The organism is Streptomyces sulfonofaciens, assembly GCF_014656295.1.
GTDB lineage: Bacteria > Actinomycetota > Actinomycetes > Streptomycetales > Streptomycetaceae > Streptomyces > Streptomyces sulfonofaciens.
The window spans coordinates 299,715-314,145 of sequence record NZ_BNCD01000004.1 but is presented as its reverse complement, the minus strand read 5'-3'; the positions used below and the strand labels follow the sequence as shown (position 1 = coordinate 314,145).

General features: G+C 75.7%; 9 protein-coding genes and 5 tRNA genes. 6 read left to right on the top strand and 8 right to left on the bottom strand.

Annotation, left to right across the window (positions count from 1 at the left end; all coding sequences use genetic code 11):
• Positions 1-47: 47 nt before the first annotated feature.
• Positions 48-1,139 (bottom strand): chorismate-binding protein, encoded by a 1,092-nt coding sequence (locus IE313_RS09500; protein ID WP_189930528.1) that lies wholly within the window; start codon positions 1,137-1,139, stop codon positions 48-50.
• 149 nt (positions 1,140-1,288) lie between these two features.
• Between IE313_RS09500 and IE313_RS09495 the strand changes: the two genes are divergently transcribed.
• The 5 genes from IE313_RS09495 (at position 1,289) to IE313_RS09475 (ending at position 1,764) form a co-directional block, all read left to right on the top strand.
• Positions 1,289-1,361 (top strand) — tRNA-Gly (locus IE313_RS09495).
• 37 nt (positions 1,362-1,398) lie between these two features.
• A tRNA-Cys gene (locus IE313_RS09490) sits at positions 1,399-1,472 on the top strand.
• A gap of 1 nt (position 1,473) precedes the next feature.
• Positions 1,474-1,545: transfer RNA gene (locus IE313_RS09485), tRNA-Val, on the top strand.
• 29 nt (positions 1,546-1,574) lie between these two features.
• Positions 1,575-1,646, top strand: a tRNA-Val gene (locus tag IE313_RS09480).
• A gap of 46 nt (positions 1,647-1,692) precedes the next feature.
• A tRNA-Val gene (locus IE313_RS09475) sits at positions 1,693-1,764 on the top strand.
• A 191-nt stretch (positions 1,765-1,955) separates the two neighbouring features.
• Here the strand turns inward: IE313_RS09475 and IE313_RS09470 are convergent.
• From IE313_RS09470 to IE313_RS09460, 3 genes are all read right to left on the bottom strand, one after another.
• On the bottom strand, positions 1,956-2,225 hold the full coding sequence (locus IE313_RS09470; RefSeq protein WP_189930527.1) for a TFIIB-type zinc ribbon-containing protein: 270 nt from the start codon (positions 2,223-2,225) through the stop codon (positions 1,956-1,958).
• Between the two features lie 68 nt (positions 2,226-2,293).
• On the bottom strand, positions 2,294-3,304 hold the full coding sequence (locus tag IE313_RS09465) for an aminoglycoside phosphotransferase family protein (RefSeq protein WP_189930526.1): 1,011 nt from the start codon (positions 3,302-3,304) through the stop codon (positions 2,294-2,296).
• 444 nt (positions 3,305-3,748) lie between these two features.
• Positions 3,749-3,949, bottom strand: coding sequence for a hypothetical protein (locus IE313_RS09460; RefSeq protein ID WP_189930525.1), 201 nt, complete (start codon positions 3,947-3,949; stop codon positions 3,749-3,751).
• 644 nt (positions 3,950-4,593) lie between these two features.
• On the opposite strand from IE313_RS09460, the gene IE313_RS09455 reads away from it, so the two are divergent.
• Complete coding sequence (locus IE313_RS09455) at positions 4,594-5,910, top strand: serine/threonine-protein kinase (RefSeq protein WP_189930524.1); 1,317 nt, start codon at positions 4,594-4,596, stop codon at positions 5,908-5,910.
• 378 nt (positions 5,911-6,288) lie between these two features.
• On the opposite strand, the gene IE313_RS09450 is transcribed toward IE313_RS09455, so the two are convergent.
• The 4 genes from IE313_RS09450 to cbiE all read right to left on the bottom strand — a co-directional run bounded on the left by IE313_RS09450 (position 6,289) and on the right by cbiE (position 14,291).
• Entirely contained in the window at positions 6,289-7,089 is an 801-nt protein-coding gene (locus tag IE313_RS09450; RefSeq protein ID WP_189930523.1) for a TrmH family RNA methyltransferase, read from the bottom strand.
• Positions 7,090-7,175: 86 nt separating this feature from the next.
• Positions 7,176-8,408: a uroporphyrinogen-III C-methyltransferase gene (gene cobA, locus IE313_RS09445; RefSeq protein WP_189930522.1), complete on the bottom strand. Its 1,233-nt coding sequence runs from the start codon at positions 8,406-8,408 to the stop codon at positions 7,176-7,178.
• A gap of 189 nt (positions 8,409-8,597) precedes the next feature.
• The gene (gene cobT, locus IE313_RS09440; protein WP_189930521.1) at positions 8,598-12,581 is read right to left on the bottom strand and encodes a nicotinate-nucleotide--dimethylbenzimidazole phosphoribosyltransferase; all 3,984 of its coding nucleotides are present in this window, start codon (positions 12,579-12,581) and stop codon (positions 8,598-8,600) included.
• Between the two features lie 498 nt (positions 12,582-13,079).
• Positions 13,080-14,291 carry a precorrin-6y C5,15-methyltransferase (decarboxylating) subunit CbiE gene (gene cbiE / locus IE313_RS09435; RefSeq protein ID WP_189930520.1) on the bottom strand — a complete coding sequence of 404 codons (1,212 nt, stop codon included), beginning with the start codon at positions 14,289-14,291 and terminating at the stop codon, positions 13,080-13,082.
• Positions 14,292-14,431 lie beyond the last annotated feature (140 nt).

Here is a 14,431-nt window from a genome sequence, read left to right as displayed (position 1 = left end):
GTTCCCTTCACTCGTGGCCGTTCCCTGTGCCGGGTGTGGCGGATGCATCAGGGTGTGCCGGGTGTTGCTTGTGCTGCTTGTGCTGCTTCCCACTGTCCCGCTCCGTGCCGCCCTGACGCCACCGCAAGCAGCCGGGCCGCCTTCAGCTCGGTCTCCTGCCACTCCCGCTCGGCGTCGGACTCCCAGATGATCCCCGCGCCCGTACCGAAGCGGAGCCGCGCCGCGCCCCGGTCCGCCCAGAAGGTCCGGATGCCGACGGCCAGCTCACCGGTGCCGCGGTCGGCGTCCACCCAGCCGATCGCGCCGCAGTAGGGGCCGCGCGGCGCGGTCTCCAGGGCACCGATGATCCGCAGTGCGCTGGACTTGGGAGCGCCCGTGACGGAACCGGGCGGGAAGGCCGCCGCGAGCAGCTCCGGCCAGCCCGCGTCCGCCCGCAGCTCACCGCGTACGGTCGAGACGAGGTGTACGAGCCCCGGGTGCTTCTCGACCGCGCACAGGTCGGGGACGGTCACCGAGCCGGTCTCGCAGACCCTGCCCAGGTCGTTGCGGACCAGGTCCACGATCATCACGTTCTCGGCGTGCTCCTTGGCCGTCAGGTCGGCCTCGGTGCGGCCGGTGCCCTTGATCGGCCCCGACTCGACGGACCGGCCCCTCCTGCGCAGGAAGAGCTCGGGCGAGGCGGTGGCGATCTCCACGCCGTGCCCCGGCAGTCGGACGGTGCCCGCGTACGGGGCGGGGTTGCCCCGGGCCAGCAGGGCGGTGAGGGCGTCCACGTCCGCGCCGGGCGGCAGCGGTGCGGACAGCACCCGGCAGAGGTTGGCCTGGTAGACGTCGCCGGCGGCGATGTGCTCCCGGATGCGGCGCACTCCTGCGGTGTACGCCTCGCGGTCGAGCGAGGACGTCCAGTCGGCCGGGGCGGGACCGTGCCAGCCGCCGGGCCGGGGCGGGGGTACCGGCGCGCTGCGCACATCGGCGAAGCGGGCGCACACCACCGAGCCCTCGAAGTCCGCCGACACCACCCAGAAACCCCTGGAATCCAGGGCTGCCGGGTCGCGCGTCACCTCGCGCAGACCGCCGGCGACCAGGCCGCCGAAGCGCGCCATGGGGGCGGGGCCTTCCGCGGGAGCGTGCACGGACATGAGTCTAGAACGGGTGGCCCCCAGCCGCCCCGATCGCGGCCCGGGGCGGTCACAGCGCAGCACGCTGCGTAAACGCGTTTTTGTACTGGCCCGGGAATCCGCTAGAGTTCACCACGTCACCGGGACGCGGAAGCGGACCGCAGGGACAGGCGGACGTAGCTCAGTTGGTAGAGCGCAACCTTGCCAAGGTTGAGGTCGCGAGTTCGAACCTCGTCGTCCGCTCGAAGGGTGAAGAGATCCTTGTGATCGCGACACCCATGGTGGAGTGGCCGAGAGGCGAGGCAACGGCCTGCAAAGCCGTCTACACGGGTTCAAATCCCGTCTCCACCTCCATGGACGATTAGCTCAGCGGGAGAGCGCTTCCCTGACACGGAAGAGGTCACTGGTTCAATCCCAGTATCGTCCACTGACACCATCGCTCCTGGATGGTGTCCCGCGCGATTAGCTCAGCGGGAGAGCGCTTCCCTGACACGGAAGAGGTCACTGGTTCAATCCCAGTATCGCGCACACAGCGGGCTCGGCGCGGCCGTCAGGTCGCGCCGTGGTCGTTCCTGGACGATTAGCTCAGCGGGAGAGCGCTTCCCTGACACGGAAGAGGTCACTGGTTCAATCCCAGTATCGTCCACGCACACGAAGGCGACACAAGCCCACGCAGTGGCGGCCCGTGTCGCCTTCGGGCTTTTCCGTCCCTCCCGCCGTCTTCCCCTGCGCACCGGTCCCGCCGTTCCTCCCGTCCGCCGGCGTCCCGCCCGCTCCGCCCTGCCGGCCGGCGAGGCCCCCGGCCGGTGGCCGGGAGCCGTGGCCGGGGGTCTCGGGTCAGGACGAGAACAGCAGGTGGCCAAGACCCCGGTGGCGCTGGTGGCCGTAGTGGCCGTGGCCGCCGCCGTGGTGGCCCCAGGCCGGGGCGGGAGCCGCCGGGTACGCCTGCGGCGGCGGGGCCGGCTGGGCCCACTGGGCCTCCACGCGGGTCAGGGCCTCCAGCTCGCCGTAGTCGAGGAAGATCCCGCGGCATCCGCTGCACTGCTCGATCTGGACGCCGTTGCGGTTGTACGTGTTCATCGGGGCGTGGCACTTGGGACACTGCATCCCGGCTCAACTCCTCGCTGTGGGCTCTGTTTCGCCGGAACACCGCCCGGCTTTCGGTCGGTTGCACCCTACTTGGCGGCGCCCGTCTCCCCCTCCTTCGGGACCGCCCGTGTCATCGCGCCGGTCGGCCGGACCGGCTCCTGCGCCACGACCGGCACCTCCGCCATACGGGCGCAGGCATCGATCATGGCCTCCTCCACCTCGTCGAGACCGCGGCACGCGGCCGACGCCTTCGCGATGGCCAGGGCCGCGATCTGAACGCTCAGCGCGCGGGCCGGCACGTCCAGCGCGGGCCACGGGTCTCCCCCGGCCGGCACCGCCGGGCCGCCGGCCGCGCGGTAGGCGGCCAGGAACCTGGCCCACTCGGCCGGGCCCACCACCCCCGCGGCGAACCACGCCGCGGGTCTGGCCAGGTCCCAGGCCGCCGCGCCCAGGCCCAGGTCGTCGACGTCGATGAGCCGCCAGGGGCCGGTGCCCGCCGGGCTGCGCACCAACTGGCCGAGGTGCAGATCCCCGTGGCACAGCCGCCACGGGGACGGCATCGGGGCCTCGTCGCGCGCCCAGGCGGGAAGCACGGCCCAGGCGCGCAGCACCGGCGCGGCACCCGGGTGCGGGCCCGCGGCGCGCAGCCGGGCGAGGGCACGGGCGGCCTTCACCGGGCCGCGCATCAGCGGCAGCGGGAAGGGGAGTCGGGAGGTGTCCACCCGGTGCAGGCGGGCCAGCAGGGCCGCGGCATCCTCCCAGGGGGCACGCTCGGGGTCGGTGTCCGGTGCCAGCGGCGAGCCGTGCGGCCAGAGGGTGACCAGGCGGTCGTGCAGGGCGGCGGCGTCCGGGTGCAGGGGGGCGAGCAGTACGCCGTCCAGCGCCGGGTGGTCCGCCGCCGCCATCCGCAGGGCGAGCTGCGCGGCGTCGGTGCCGGGGGCGTGGGCCTTGGCCACCACGTCACCATGGCGGACGACGGTGCCGTCGGCGCGGTCGGCGAGGACGGCGCCGGGCTCCGCGCATACGCACGGCGCCGCGGCCGGATGTGCGGCACTGCGCACCCGTGCCGTCAGCGCGGGCAGCACGTCTGTGGCCACCGTTCCCCCTCGTGGTGCTCGTGGTCGGTCGTACGACGGTCCTGTGCGCGGTGAGCCTACGCATCACCGGTGCGGCGCTCCAGCCTCCGCGGCCGGAACGCCCCTCCCCCGCGCGCGGAGGCCCGGGCCCCTGCTCCGGGGCCGCGTTCCCCGGTCCCGGCTCCGACCCGGCGGCGGCCCCGCCCCCGGTGCGGTGCCCCGCACGCGCCGTCCGGCGGCCCCGCCTACGCCGTCCGGCCGGACACCAAGGCTCCGGCCCTCCCGGCACCTGGGCGGGTGCGGCTTCGGCCGATGTCCTCGGGGGCCGCACCCGCCCGGTGCACAAGGCTGCCCGCGCAGCTCCCCAGCTACGCGGGCAGTGTGCCGTCCGCCGCACCCCCGTCCCCACGGGGTTTCGGGCTGGATGTCCCCGCCCGGGCCGCTCTCCCGGGCCTGGGGCGCCGATCAGCGCCCCAGCATCACGCCCACGGACGACGCCTGTGTGACCACTGCGTCCCAGCCGCCGAAGGCGACCACGAGCAGGGCCGCCAGGGGCACGACCATGGCCGTCGCCACCAGGGGGTGGCGGGTGCCGGACGGGCGGGTGCCGAGCGCGGTTCCGCGCCCCTGCGTGCGGATGGCCGTCCGCGGTGCCGTGTCCGCCATGGTCCTTCTCCTGGTCGAGTCCTCGTACCGGCTCCCTTGTTGCGGGCGCCGGTTCCTTGCGACAGCGGCGGGTGTCTGACCTCGGGGGACGAGTGCTGCACCCGCCGCTCGACGACAAATCTAGGCGCGCGGTCCCTCCGGCACGTCATGCCGTCGTACCGATTGCCGGGCCTCCCGGAGGATGAGCCTCCGTGTGCGGACTACTCCCCTGGGTGGAGAAGAGGGCCTAGGTCTGGGGGTCTTCCCGGAGGGGGCGGGCACAGGGCCCGGTCGGGGGCGCGTGCGCCGCCGACCCCAGCGCCGCGGCGTGACTTCGATCACTTCTGACGTGCCGCACACAGCGGTTGCCGCTCGGCACGGCCCCACGGCGGCGCACCACGGGCGATGTGTGTAACCGCACCCGCTGGCCTGGGCATATGCACGCGGGCTCGCGGGTGCCTGTCAGTGCGCCCCCCAACCTCCGTGTCATGCCGCACGGTTGGGAGGCGGTGTCCGGGGAAGACGCGGAGCGGCGCGATGGGGGCGCGCGGCATCCGTGCCGCGCCCGATGGCGATATTCGGTCGGTCCGTGAGGGCGCGGCCTCTGCGCGCACCAGGCCACGGGTACGTAAGCTGTGGCTCGTCAAACGGACCGGGCAGCGGGGATGGACATGGCGATGATGCGGCTCCGGCGCGAGGACCCGCGAGTCGTCGGCTCGTTCAGGCTCCACCGGCGGCTGGGCGCAGGGGGGATGGGCGTCGTCTATCTGGGCTCCGACCGCCGTGGTCAGCGAGTCGCGCTGAAGGTGATCCGGCCGGATCTGGCGGAGGACCAGGAGTTCCGTTCGCGCTTCGCCCGCGAGGTCTCGGCGGCCCGGCGCATCCGGGGCGGGTGCACGGCCCGGCTGGTGGCCGCGGACCTGGACGCCGACCGCCCCTGGTTCGCGACCCAGTACGTCCCCGGTCCCTCGCTGCACGACAAGGTGGCCGAAGAAGGACCCCTGCCGGCCGCCGACGTGGCTGCGGTGGGTGCGGCGCTCTCCGAGGGCCTGGTCGCCGTGCACGAAGCCGGTGTGGTGCACCGCGACCTGAAGCCCTCCAACATCCTGCTGTCGCCCAAGGGGCCCCGGATCATCGACTTCGGCATCGCGTGGGCGACGGGCGCCAGCACACTCACCCATGTCGGCACGGCGGTCGGCTCGCCCGGCTTCCTCGCGCCCGAGCAGGTGCGCGGGGTGGCGGTCACACCGGCCACCGACGTCTTCGCGCTCGGGGCCACCCTGGCCTACGCCTCGACCGCGGACTCCCCCTTCGGGCACGGCAGTTCCGAGGTGATGCTGTACCGGGTGGTGCACGAGGAGCCCCAGTTGCACGGCGTACCCGACGCGCTGGCCCCGTTGGTCAGCGCCTGTCTCGCCAAGGACCCGGAGGAGCGGCCCAGCACGCTGCAACTCTCCCTGCGGCTCAAGGAGATCGCGGCCCGCGAGGCACAGGGCCTGACGGACGTCCGGCCGACCGGACCGCGCGGCGAACCCGGCCGTCCCACCGGGCGGCTCGCCGAGGAGTACGCGGAGCAGCGCACCCAGCGCCGCGCGCCCGTCCCGCCCCAGGGCACCCCCGCGCCCCGGAACAGCGGCGCGCGCGGCAGCGGTGCCCGGCCGGCGCCCGGCCGGTCCGGGCCGCGTTCGCAGCCCGGACGCGAGCAGCCCGGACGCGACACGACACGCCTGGGCGGAAAACAGGCGCCGCGCGGGACGGCGGGCCGCAGCGGGCCGCGCCCGACCGGAGGCGGTCTGCGACCGGCCAACCCGCGGCTGCTGCGGCAGCGGTTGTTCGTGTTCGTGGTGGTGACCCTGCTGGTGGCGCTCGGCATCGCGGCCGCGCAGGGCTGCCAGGGCCCGAGTCGCGGGCTGGGCGGGGCCGCGGCACCGGCGCGGGTGCCGGTGGGCGACGGGTCCGCGGCAGCGGCAGCCGGCCCCTGAGCGGCAGGCGGCAGCGCACGGCGCCGGCGGGGTGGTGCTCCCCGGTGCCCCGGTGCTCCCTCCCGGACGCCCCCACACGGTGTGTCCGGGGCAGAACCCCCACGGCGGCCCGCCGACGGGCCCCTTCCCGGGGCGGGGTCCCCGGTCGTCCCGCCCGCCCCGGCCTCGCACCCGTCACGCCGTCCTGGCGCGCCCCGGTCACGGACTCCTCGGAGCCCACGGCGTCCTGACGGGCCCGGCCTCAGACCCCCGGTCGTCCCGCCGCTCCTGGAGCGCACGGGGGCCGAGGCCGAGAACGGCATCGCCCTGCTTCGTGAGGCAGCACGAGAACCACACCCGAGCCCAGGGCCGTCCCGGCCTCGCGGGTGCCCTCGAAGATCAGCGGACCGCGTAGAAGGCCACCGCGGCCGCCGCGCCCACGTTCAGGGAGTCGACGCCGTGTGCCATCGGGATGCGCACCCGGAGGTCGGCGGCGGCCAGGGCGCGCCGGGACAGACCGGTGCCCTCGGCGCCGACCATCAGGGCCACCCTCGGCCCCAGGCGGGCCGCCGCCTCGCCGAGCGGCACGGCCGCCTCGTCCGGGGTGAGCGCCAGCAGGTCGAACCCTGCCCCGCCCAGTGCTTCCAGGCCCGCCGGCCAGGCCGTCACGCGCGCGTACGGGACCGAGAACACCGCTCCCATGGAGACCTTCACGGAACGCCGGTAGAGCGGGTCGGCGCAGTCCGGGGAGAGCAGGACGGCGTCCATGCCGAGCGCGGCGGCCGAGCGGAAGATGGCACCGACGTTGGTGTGGTCGTTGACGGACTCCATGACCGCGACCCGGCGCGCGGTGCGCAGCAGTTCCCGGGCGTCGGGCAGCGGCTTGCGCTCCATCGAGGCCAGCGCACCGCGGTGCACGTGGTAGCCGGTGACCCGTTCGGCCAGCTCGGGCGTGACCGCGTACACCGGCGCGCCGGCTCCCTCGATGATGTCGCGCATCGCGGCGAACCACTTCTCGGACAGCAGCATCGAGCGCATGGCGTACCCGGCGCCCAGAGCCCGCCGGATGACCTTCTCGCCCTCGGCGATGAAGAGTCCCTCGGCGGGCTCCCGGGTGCGGCGCAGTTCCACGTCCGTCAGGTCGGTGTAGTCCCGCAGCCGGGGGTCGTCGGGGTCGTCGACGGTGTGCGGAGCGGCCACCGGGACACCTTCTTCGCTGGTCGTTGCCGTGCTGCCGGCGTCCGCCGCCGGGCCGGCCGGGCCGGCCGCGGCGCGCGGCGGCGTGCTCATGGGAGGGTGTCGGGGCCGACCCGCACCACGGGGCCGATCACGATGACGGCCGGCGGCTTGACCTGCTCGGTCCGTACCACGTCCGCGACGGTGGCGAGGGTGGCGTCGACCCGGCGCTGGGTGGCGGTGGTGCCCTCCTGCACCAGGGCGACGGGTGTGTCGGCGGGCTTGCCGTGGTCGACCAGCGTGGCCGCGATGCGGTCGATCTTGTCGACGCCCATCAGCACGACCAGGGTTCCGCGCAGCGCGGCGAGGGCCTTCCAGTCGACCAGCGAGCGCTCGTCGTCGGGCGCGACATGCCCGCTGACCACGGTGAACTCATGGGCCACCCCGCGGTGGGTGACCGGGATGCCGGCGGCCGAGGGCACCGAGATGGTGCTGGAGATGCCGGGGACGACCGTGCAGGAGATGCCCGCGGCGGCGAGTGCCTGCGCCTCCTCCATGCCGCGGCCGAAGACGAACGGGTCGCCGCCCTTGAGCCGGACCACCGCCTTGCCCGCCTTGGCGTGCTCGATCAGGGCGTTGTTGATGGCCTCCTGGGCCATGAACCGGCCGTAGGGGATCTTGGCCGCGTCTATCACCTCGACGTGCGGGGGCAGTTCGTCGAGCAGGTCGCGGGGGCCGAGCCGGTCCGCGATGACGACGTCCGCCTCGGCGAGCAGCCGGCGGCCGCGCACCGTGATCAGCTCCGGGTCGCCCGGGCCGCCGCCGACCAGCGCGACACCGGGGGTCCGGCTGCGGTACTGGCGGGCGACCACGGATCCGTCCCGCAGGCCCTCCACGATCGCGTCGCGGACGGCCGCGGTGTGCCGCGGGTCGCGGTCGTGCAGCTCGGCGCTGAGCACGGCGACGGAGACGCCCGCGCCCCGGCCGGTGGCAGGGGTGAGGGCGCTTGCGGCCTCCGCGTCGTCCGCGCGTACGCACCACACGCGCTCGCGCTCGCCCTCTTCCGACGCGGCGGCGTTGGCCTCGGGGTCGCTGGTGGCGATCAGGGCGTACCAGGCGTCCACGAGGTCCCCGGCCGCGTACCTGCGGCGCTCCCAGCGGAGCTCCCCGCGCTCCGCCATGGCCTCCACGGAGGGAGTGGCGGAGGGCGAGATCAGCAGGACGTCGGCGCCCGCGGCGAGCAGTGCGGGGAGGCGGCGCTGGGCCACCTGGCCGGCTCCGAGGACCACGGTGCGGCGGCCTGTCAGGCGGAGGCCTACGGGGTAGGCGGGGTGTTCGGGCATGGCTGTGCGGGGCTCCTCCGAAGGTTGCGTCCACGATACGGCGCGGGAACTGCGGACTGGTCGCCGCAGCGGGCGCCGGTGGCCGCCGCGTGGACCCGAACGAGGTCCCGGCGGCCGCCACGCCGGAGCGGGCCGGGGCCCGTGCGGTGGCACGGGCCGCGGTCCCGGTGCGAGGCCGGCGGCCCCGGGTTACTTCTCGGTCACTCCCGCCGCGTCGAACGTGGCCACCTCGTGCATGGCACGGGCCGCGCTCTGGATGATCGGGAGGGCGAGGAGGGCGCCGGTGCCCTCCCCGAGGCGGAGATCGAGGTCCACCAGCGGACGCAGGCCCAGCTTGTTGAGCGCCACGACGTGACCGGGTTCCGCGCTGCGGTGGCCCGCGATGCAGGCGGCCAGCACCTCGGGGGCGATGGCGCGCGCGACCAGCGCGGCTGCCCCCGCGCTCACGCCGTCCAGCACGACGGGCGTCCGCAGCGAGGCACCGCCCAGGAGCAGACCGGCGATCGCCGCGTGTTCGAGACCGCCGACCGCCGCCAGCACCCCTATCGGGTCGGTGGGGTCCGGCTGGTGCAGTTCGAGCGCGCGGCGCACCACCTCGGTCTTGAGGGTGAGCGTCTCGTCGTTGATGCCGGTGCCCCGGCCGGTGACCTCCGCCGGCTCCGCGCCGGTGAAGACGGAGATGAGCGCGGCGGACGGAGTGGTGTTGGCGATGCCCATCTCCCCGGTGAGCAGCACCTTGTTCCCGGCCGCCACCAGGTCCCTGGCGGTCTCGATGCCCACCTCGATGGCGGCCTTGACCTCCTCGCGGGTGAGGGCGGGGCCGACCGTCATGTCACGGGTCCCGGGGCGCACCTTGCGGGGCAGCAGGCCGGGTGTGGCGGGCAGGTCGGCCGCCACGCCCACGTCGATGACGCACACCTCGGCACCGACCTGGTTGGCGAAGGCGTTGCACACCGCCCCGCCGCCCAGGAAGTTGGCCACCATCTGACCGGTGACCTCCTGCGGCCAGGGGGTGACGCCCTGGGCGTGCACCCCGTGGTCGCCCGCGAAGATGGCGACGGCGGCCGGCTCCGGGACGGGGGGCGGGCACATCCGGGAGAGGCCGGAGAGCTGGGCGGAGATGATCTCCAGCATGCCGAGCGCGCCGGAGGGCTTGGTCATCCTCTTCTGCCGCTCCCACGCCTCCCCCAGCGCCTTGGCGTCCAGCGGGCGGATTCCGGCGATGGTCTCGGCGAGCAGGTCGTGCGGCTCGGAGCCGGGCAGCGCCCGGCGCCCGTACGTCTCCTCGTGCACCACCCAGGACAGCGGACGGCGCTTGGCCCAACCGGCCTGCATCAGCTCGGGCTCCTTCGGGAACTCGTCGACGTAGCCGACGCACAGGTAGGCGACCACGTGCAGGTGCTCGGGCAGGCCGAGCGCGCGCACCATCTCGCGCTCGTCGAAGAAGCTGACCCAGCCGACCCCGAGGCCCTCGGCGCGCGCGGCCAGCCAGAGGTTCTCCACGGCCAGCGCGGACGAGTAGGGTGCCATCTGGGGCTGGGTGTAGCGGCCGAGGGTGTGCCGGCCGCCGCGGGTCGGGTCGGCGGTGACGACGATGTTCACGGGGGTGTCGAGGATCGCCTCGACCTTCAGCTCCCTGAAGGCCTTGGCGCGGGCCTTGGGCAGCGACTTGGCGTACACCTCGCGCTGGTGCATGGCCAGTTCGTGCATGGCGCGGCGGGTCTCCGCGCTGCGGATGACGACGAAGTCCCACGGCTGGGAGTGGCCGACGCTGGGCGCGGCGTGTGCGGCTTCCAGGACGCGCAGCAGAACCTCGGGCGGGATGGGGTCGTTGCGGAAGCCGTTGCGGATGTCGCGGCGCTCGCGCATCACCCGCAGCACGGCCTCGCGCTCGGCCTCGTCGTAGCCGGCCGCCGGGGGGCCCTGGGGCTCGGGTGCCACGGGAGGCTGGGGAGGCTGGCCGGGGGCCTGTGCCTCGGGGGCGGGGAGGTCCGGTCCGGGGGCGGCGGGCACCGGGGCCTCCTGGGGACCGGCCTGCTCCGGGGCGGCCGCGGCCGGTTCCGGCACAGGCTGCTCCGCGGCGGCCGGTGCCGGCGCCGGCTGCTCCGGCGCGTGCGGCATCTCGGGGGCCGGGGCGCCCGGCTGCGCCGCATCGGCGGGCGGCACCGGGTGGGGCTGCTCGCCGTCGCGCGGCGCGGGCACGGTCGGCCTGCCGTCCGCCTGTGCGCCCTGCGCGGGTGGGTCCTGGAGGGCAGGGGGCTCCTCCTGCGGTGGCAGCTCGGCTGCCGAAGCCTCTTGCGGGTCGATGACGGCCTCCTCGGCGGTGCTCGAACCGTTCTCGGGACCGGCGGCTGCCGCCGGGTGCGGCGCCTGGACTCCGGCGGTCCCCGGCCCGGCCTCCTCACCCGCGGCGGCCTCCGGGGTCGCCGGGATTTCCGGGGCCGCCGGGATTTCGGGCTCCCCGGGTCCGTCGACGGCCTCGACCGTCTCGGCTGCCCCGGCGCCGTCGTGAAGGTCGACGGCTTCGGAGTGCTCGACGGCCTCGGGAACCTCGCCGGCCTCCAGGTGCTCGACGGCCTGGGCGGCCTCCGCCTCGGGCAGGGCACCGGGTGCGGCGGAAGGTGCGGCGCCGGCCTCCTCCGGCAGGGCGCCGCCACCGGCCGGCCCGGGCCCGGCGGCGACGGGCCCTTCCAGGGGCTGCTCCGCCTGCTGCGGGGCCGCGCCGGGCATGCCGTCCTGCGCGGGCAGCGGCCCGGACCCGTCCGCGGCCGGGAACGCCGGCTGCTCGGCGGGGCCGTCCTGCGCACCGCCCGCCTCGGCCGCCCCGGCCTCCGGTGCGTATCCGCCGGCGGCGGTGTCGAACGCCTGCGCCCCGGTGGTCTCCGCGGGCGGCTGCGGGAACGTCAGGGCATGCGGGGGCGTCGGCGCGAGATGCGGTGTGGTCGGCACGGAACCGGCCACCGGTACGAACTGCCCGACCGGCTGGGCCTCGGACGCCGCTGCCGGGAACGTTCCGGAGCCGTCCGGGAGCGCCCCGGGGTGGGCGGCGGACAGGAACGGGCCCGCGCCCGCCAGCACGCCCGCCGCAACGGCCGGGTCCATGGCGTACGGCGCGTGGGCGGCGTCGGACGCGGCGTAGGCCGCCCCGGCGCCGTTGACGTGGGCCCCGGGGGCGTGCGCGTCCTGCCCGGGGGCCGCCTGGTGGCCCGCGCCCATAGCGGCGTGGGCGACGGCGTCCGCGAAGATGGCTCCGTCCACCGGGTACCCGGCGTCGTCGGCGGCGTACTCGGCGCCCGCGCCCTCGACCGCGTACTCCACACCGGCGCCCTGCTCCTCCCCGTCCTGGTACCCGGGGCTCTGGGCGTGCTGCGGGTGCGTCTCCTGCGCCGCGTAGGCGTACGCGTTGGTCTGCGGAGCGTCGCCGCCAACCGCCTGGACCTCGGTCAGGGGTGCCTGGCCGGTGCTCGCGTCCTCCGGCCCGGCCTGGGCGTGGGCGCCGTCCGGCTGCGGGTGCGGTGACCAGGGGGCGCCGCCGTGCGGCGGGAGCGCGCCGAGCTGCGGTCCTGCCAGGGTCGGGTCGTCGACGGGTGTGTCCGGGTACTCCGGGCCGGGCGCCGGGGCGGGCTGGGGCGCCGGGGCGCTGGCCGGGCCGCGGTCGGCGAGCGTGCGCACCAGGGTCGAGGTGGCGTCGGGGACGGGCGGTCCGAGGTGCAGCGGGCGGCGGGCGTGCTGCGGGGCCGGCGCGGGGCCGGCGGTGTCACGGCCCGCGGTGTCCTGGGGTCCCGGCTCGCTCCCGGCCTCGGCGGCCGGGGCGGCACCGGCGGCCGGGCTGGCGGCCGGGGCCTCGCCCTCGGGCGCGGCGGAGGGCACGGCACCTGCCTGCGCGGCCTCGGCCTGAGGCGTCTGGCCGCCGGCCCCCGGGGCACCGGCGGGCACCGGCTCGCCGTGCGCCGCGCCGGTGTGCGGCTGGCCCTCCGTCCAGGCACCCTGGGCGATGGGCATCAGCAGCATGTCGTCGTCGGCATGATGGGCCGCGGAGGGGTCGGCAAAGGGGTGGCCGTCCGGCGCAGGCGCGCCGTGCCGGGCTTCCGGGCCCGGGGCGGGTCCGGAAGCGACCCCGTTGCCTGCGTTCTCCGGCAGTCCCTCGGCCGGGATCTGGCCGGTCTCGGTCATGCGTACCCCTCGCCCATCGGTTAGTGCTTCCTCGACGGTCCCCGCGCCGCGGCCGGGGCGCGCCCGGAACGGGGCACGTGCGCCCGCCATGGAGAACGAGCGTGCCCGCCGCGCGGCACGAACACCCGGGAGCGACGCCCAAGCGGGCGTGCCCCGTTTCGTCCGCCGTGGCGGCCTGACTCCGCCACGGTCCGCTGTGGATCGCGCCGGGGCGCGTCCTTGGTCACACCGCAGGACATGCGCCCTTGCACGCCCTCGGATCCAGCCTCGGGCCGCGCCACGTCGCACGGCACCCTGACTCGCCGTACCACACGCGTCCCCAAAACGGTTCCGTTGTCCGGACATTGAGCGACGACATCGCAGAACACCCGAATGCAGTACAACGGTCGGCCAGCCTACCTCGCAAGAGGCCGTCAGGGGATCACGGGGCGGACTGGTTTTCGCCGTCCGGCGAGGCGGTGCCCGGCCGGGCACCGGACGCTGCGGGCAGAGCGTGCCTCATCGCCCCGGATCGCGGCGTTCCTGCTGGATTCCGCAGATCAGGAAGGCCACCCTGCGTTCGCTCTCGGCCCAGGCGCGGGTGTCGAGTTCGACGGACTGGAGCAGCGCGCACTCGACGTCGTAGCCGTGTTCCACGAGGTCCCTGCCGATGAGTTCGGCCTCGTCCCGGGTGGCGGCGTGGGTGACGATGCGTTCGGGGCGGCGGTCGGCGACCGCGGAGACCACCGCGGCTCCCCCGCCCGCCACCCGCACGATGTCGGGCTCCGGCAGGTTCTCCAGGACGTACGGCGCGGTGCCGTGCACCACTTGGAGGTGCACCCCGAAGCGGCGGGCGGCGGCCGTGGTGCGGGCGCAGGCGTCGGCGTCCTGGTCGACGGCGATGACCGCGGCGCCGAACCGCCCCGCCTCCGTGCTCAGCGCCCCGCTGCCGGAGCCGATGTCCCACAGCAGGTCACCCACCCGCGGGCCGAGACGGGCGAGTTGGGCGGCCCGCAGGGGCGCGCTGCCGCCGTCGCCCGGGTCGCCGCCGTAGACGGTGTCGGGCAGGGCCCAGCCGCGCGCGGGAGCGGGGGCGCGGCCCGCGATCCAGCCGGTCTCGCCGGTGGCGGCCGCCCCGATGACGATGACGACGTTGGGGTCGCGCCAGGTGTGGTCGGCGGCCTTGTCGGAGGTGACGACGGTGACCCGCTCGCGTGCCGTGCCGAGTTCCTCGCAGATCACGAAGGTGCGGTGCACGCCCTCAAGGAGCAGGCCGAGTTCCGCGGGTCCCGCGCCCGGCGAGGTGAGCACGGCCGTCTTGGCGTGCGCGCGGCAGACGTTCACGGCCCGGCGCAGGGTGCGCGGGTGGGCGACCACGACCTGGGCGTCGTCCCAGGGCATACCGGCCCGTGCGAAGGCCGCGGCCACCGACGAGACGGCGGGCACCACCTCCACCTCCAGCCCGAACTCGGGGGCGCGCAGGGTGCGTACCACGCCGAAGAAGCCGGGGTCGCCGTCGGCGAGGACGACTGCGGTGCCGCGGTGGGCGGCGATGCGGCGGGCGGCGAGTGCGACACTGCCGAGCCGGATGCGTTCCGCGCCCGCGGGGGTTTCGGGGAGCGCCAGGTGGTGGGCGGCACCGGCCACAAGGGTGGCGGCCGACAGTGCGGAGCGCGCCGCGTCCGTCAGCGGAGATCCGTCCCAGCCGATCACCGTGACCCGGTCGGCCATTCTCGTCAGTCTCCTGGGTGTTCTCGCAGGTCGTCAGGGCTGCTGCGCCGGGGACCCGGGCCTTCAGCCGCGGGGGCAGGCCCGGTGAGCGTACCTGGTGGCGCCACGCCCGCGCGCCACCGACCGGCCGTGGTCGGCGG

Coding starts and splice junctions, on each gene's coding strand:
- cobT (WP_189930521.1), bottom strand. CDS start 12,581: ATGACCGAGACCGGCCAGATCCCGGCCGAGGGACTGCCGGAGAACGCA.
- IE313_RS09500 (WP_189930528.1), bottom strand. CDS start 1,139: ATGTCCGTGCACGCTCCCGCGGAAGGCCCCGCCCCCATGGCGCGCTTC.
- IE313_RS09470 (WP_189930527.1), bottom strand. CDS start 2,225: ATGCAGTGTCCCAAGTGCCACGCCCCGATGAACACGTACAACCGCAAC.
- IE313_RS09460 (WP_189930525.1), bottom strand. CDS start 3,949: ATGGCGGACACGGCACCGCGGACGGCCATCCGCACGCAGGGGCGCGGA.
- cbiE (WP_189930520.1), bottom strand. CDS start 14,291: ATGGCCGACCGGGTCACGGTGATCGGCTGGGACGGATCTCCGCTGACG.
- IE313_RS09455 (WP_189930524.1), top strand. CDS start 4,594: ATGGACATGGCGATGATGCGGCTCCGGCGCGAGGACCCGCGAGTCGTC.
- cobA (WP_189930522.1), bottom strand. CDS start 8,408: ATGCCCGAACACCCCGCCTACCCCGTAGGCCTCCGCCTGACAGGCCGC.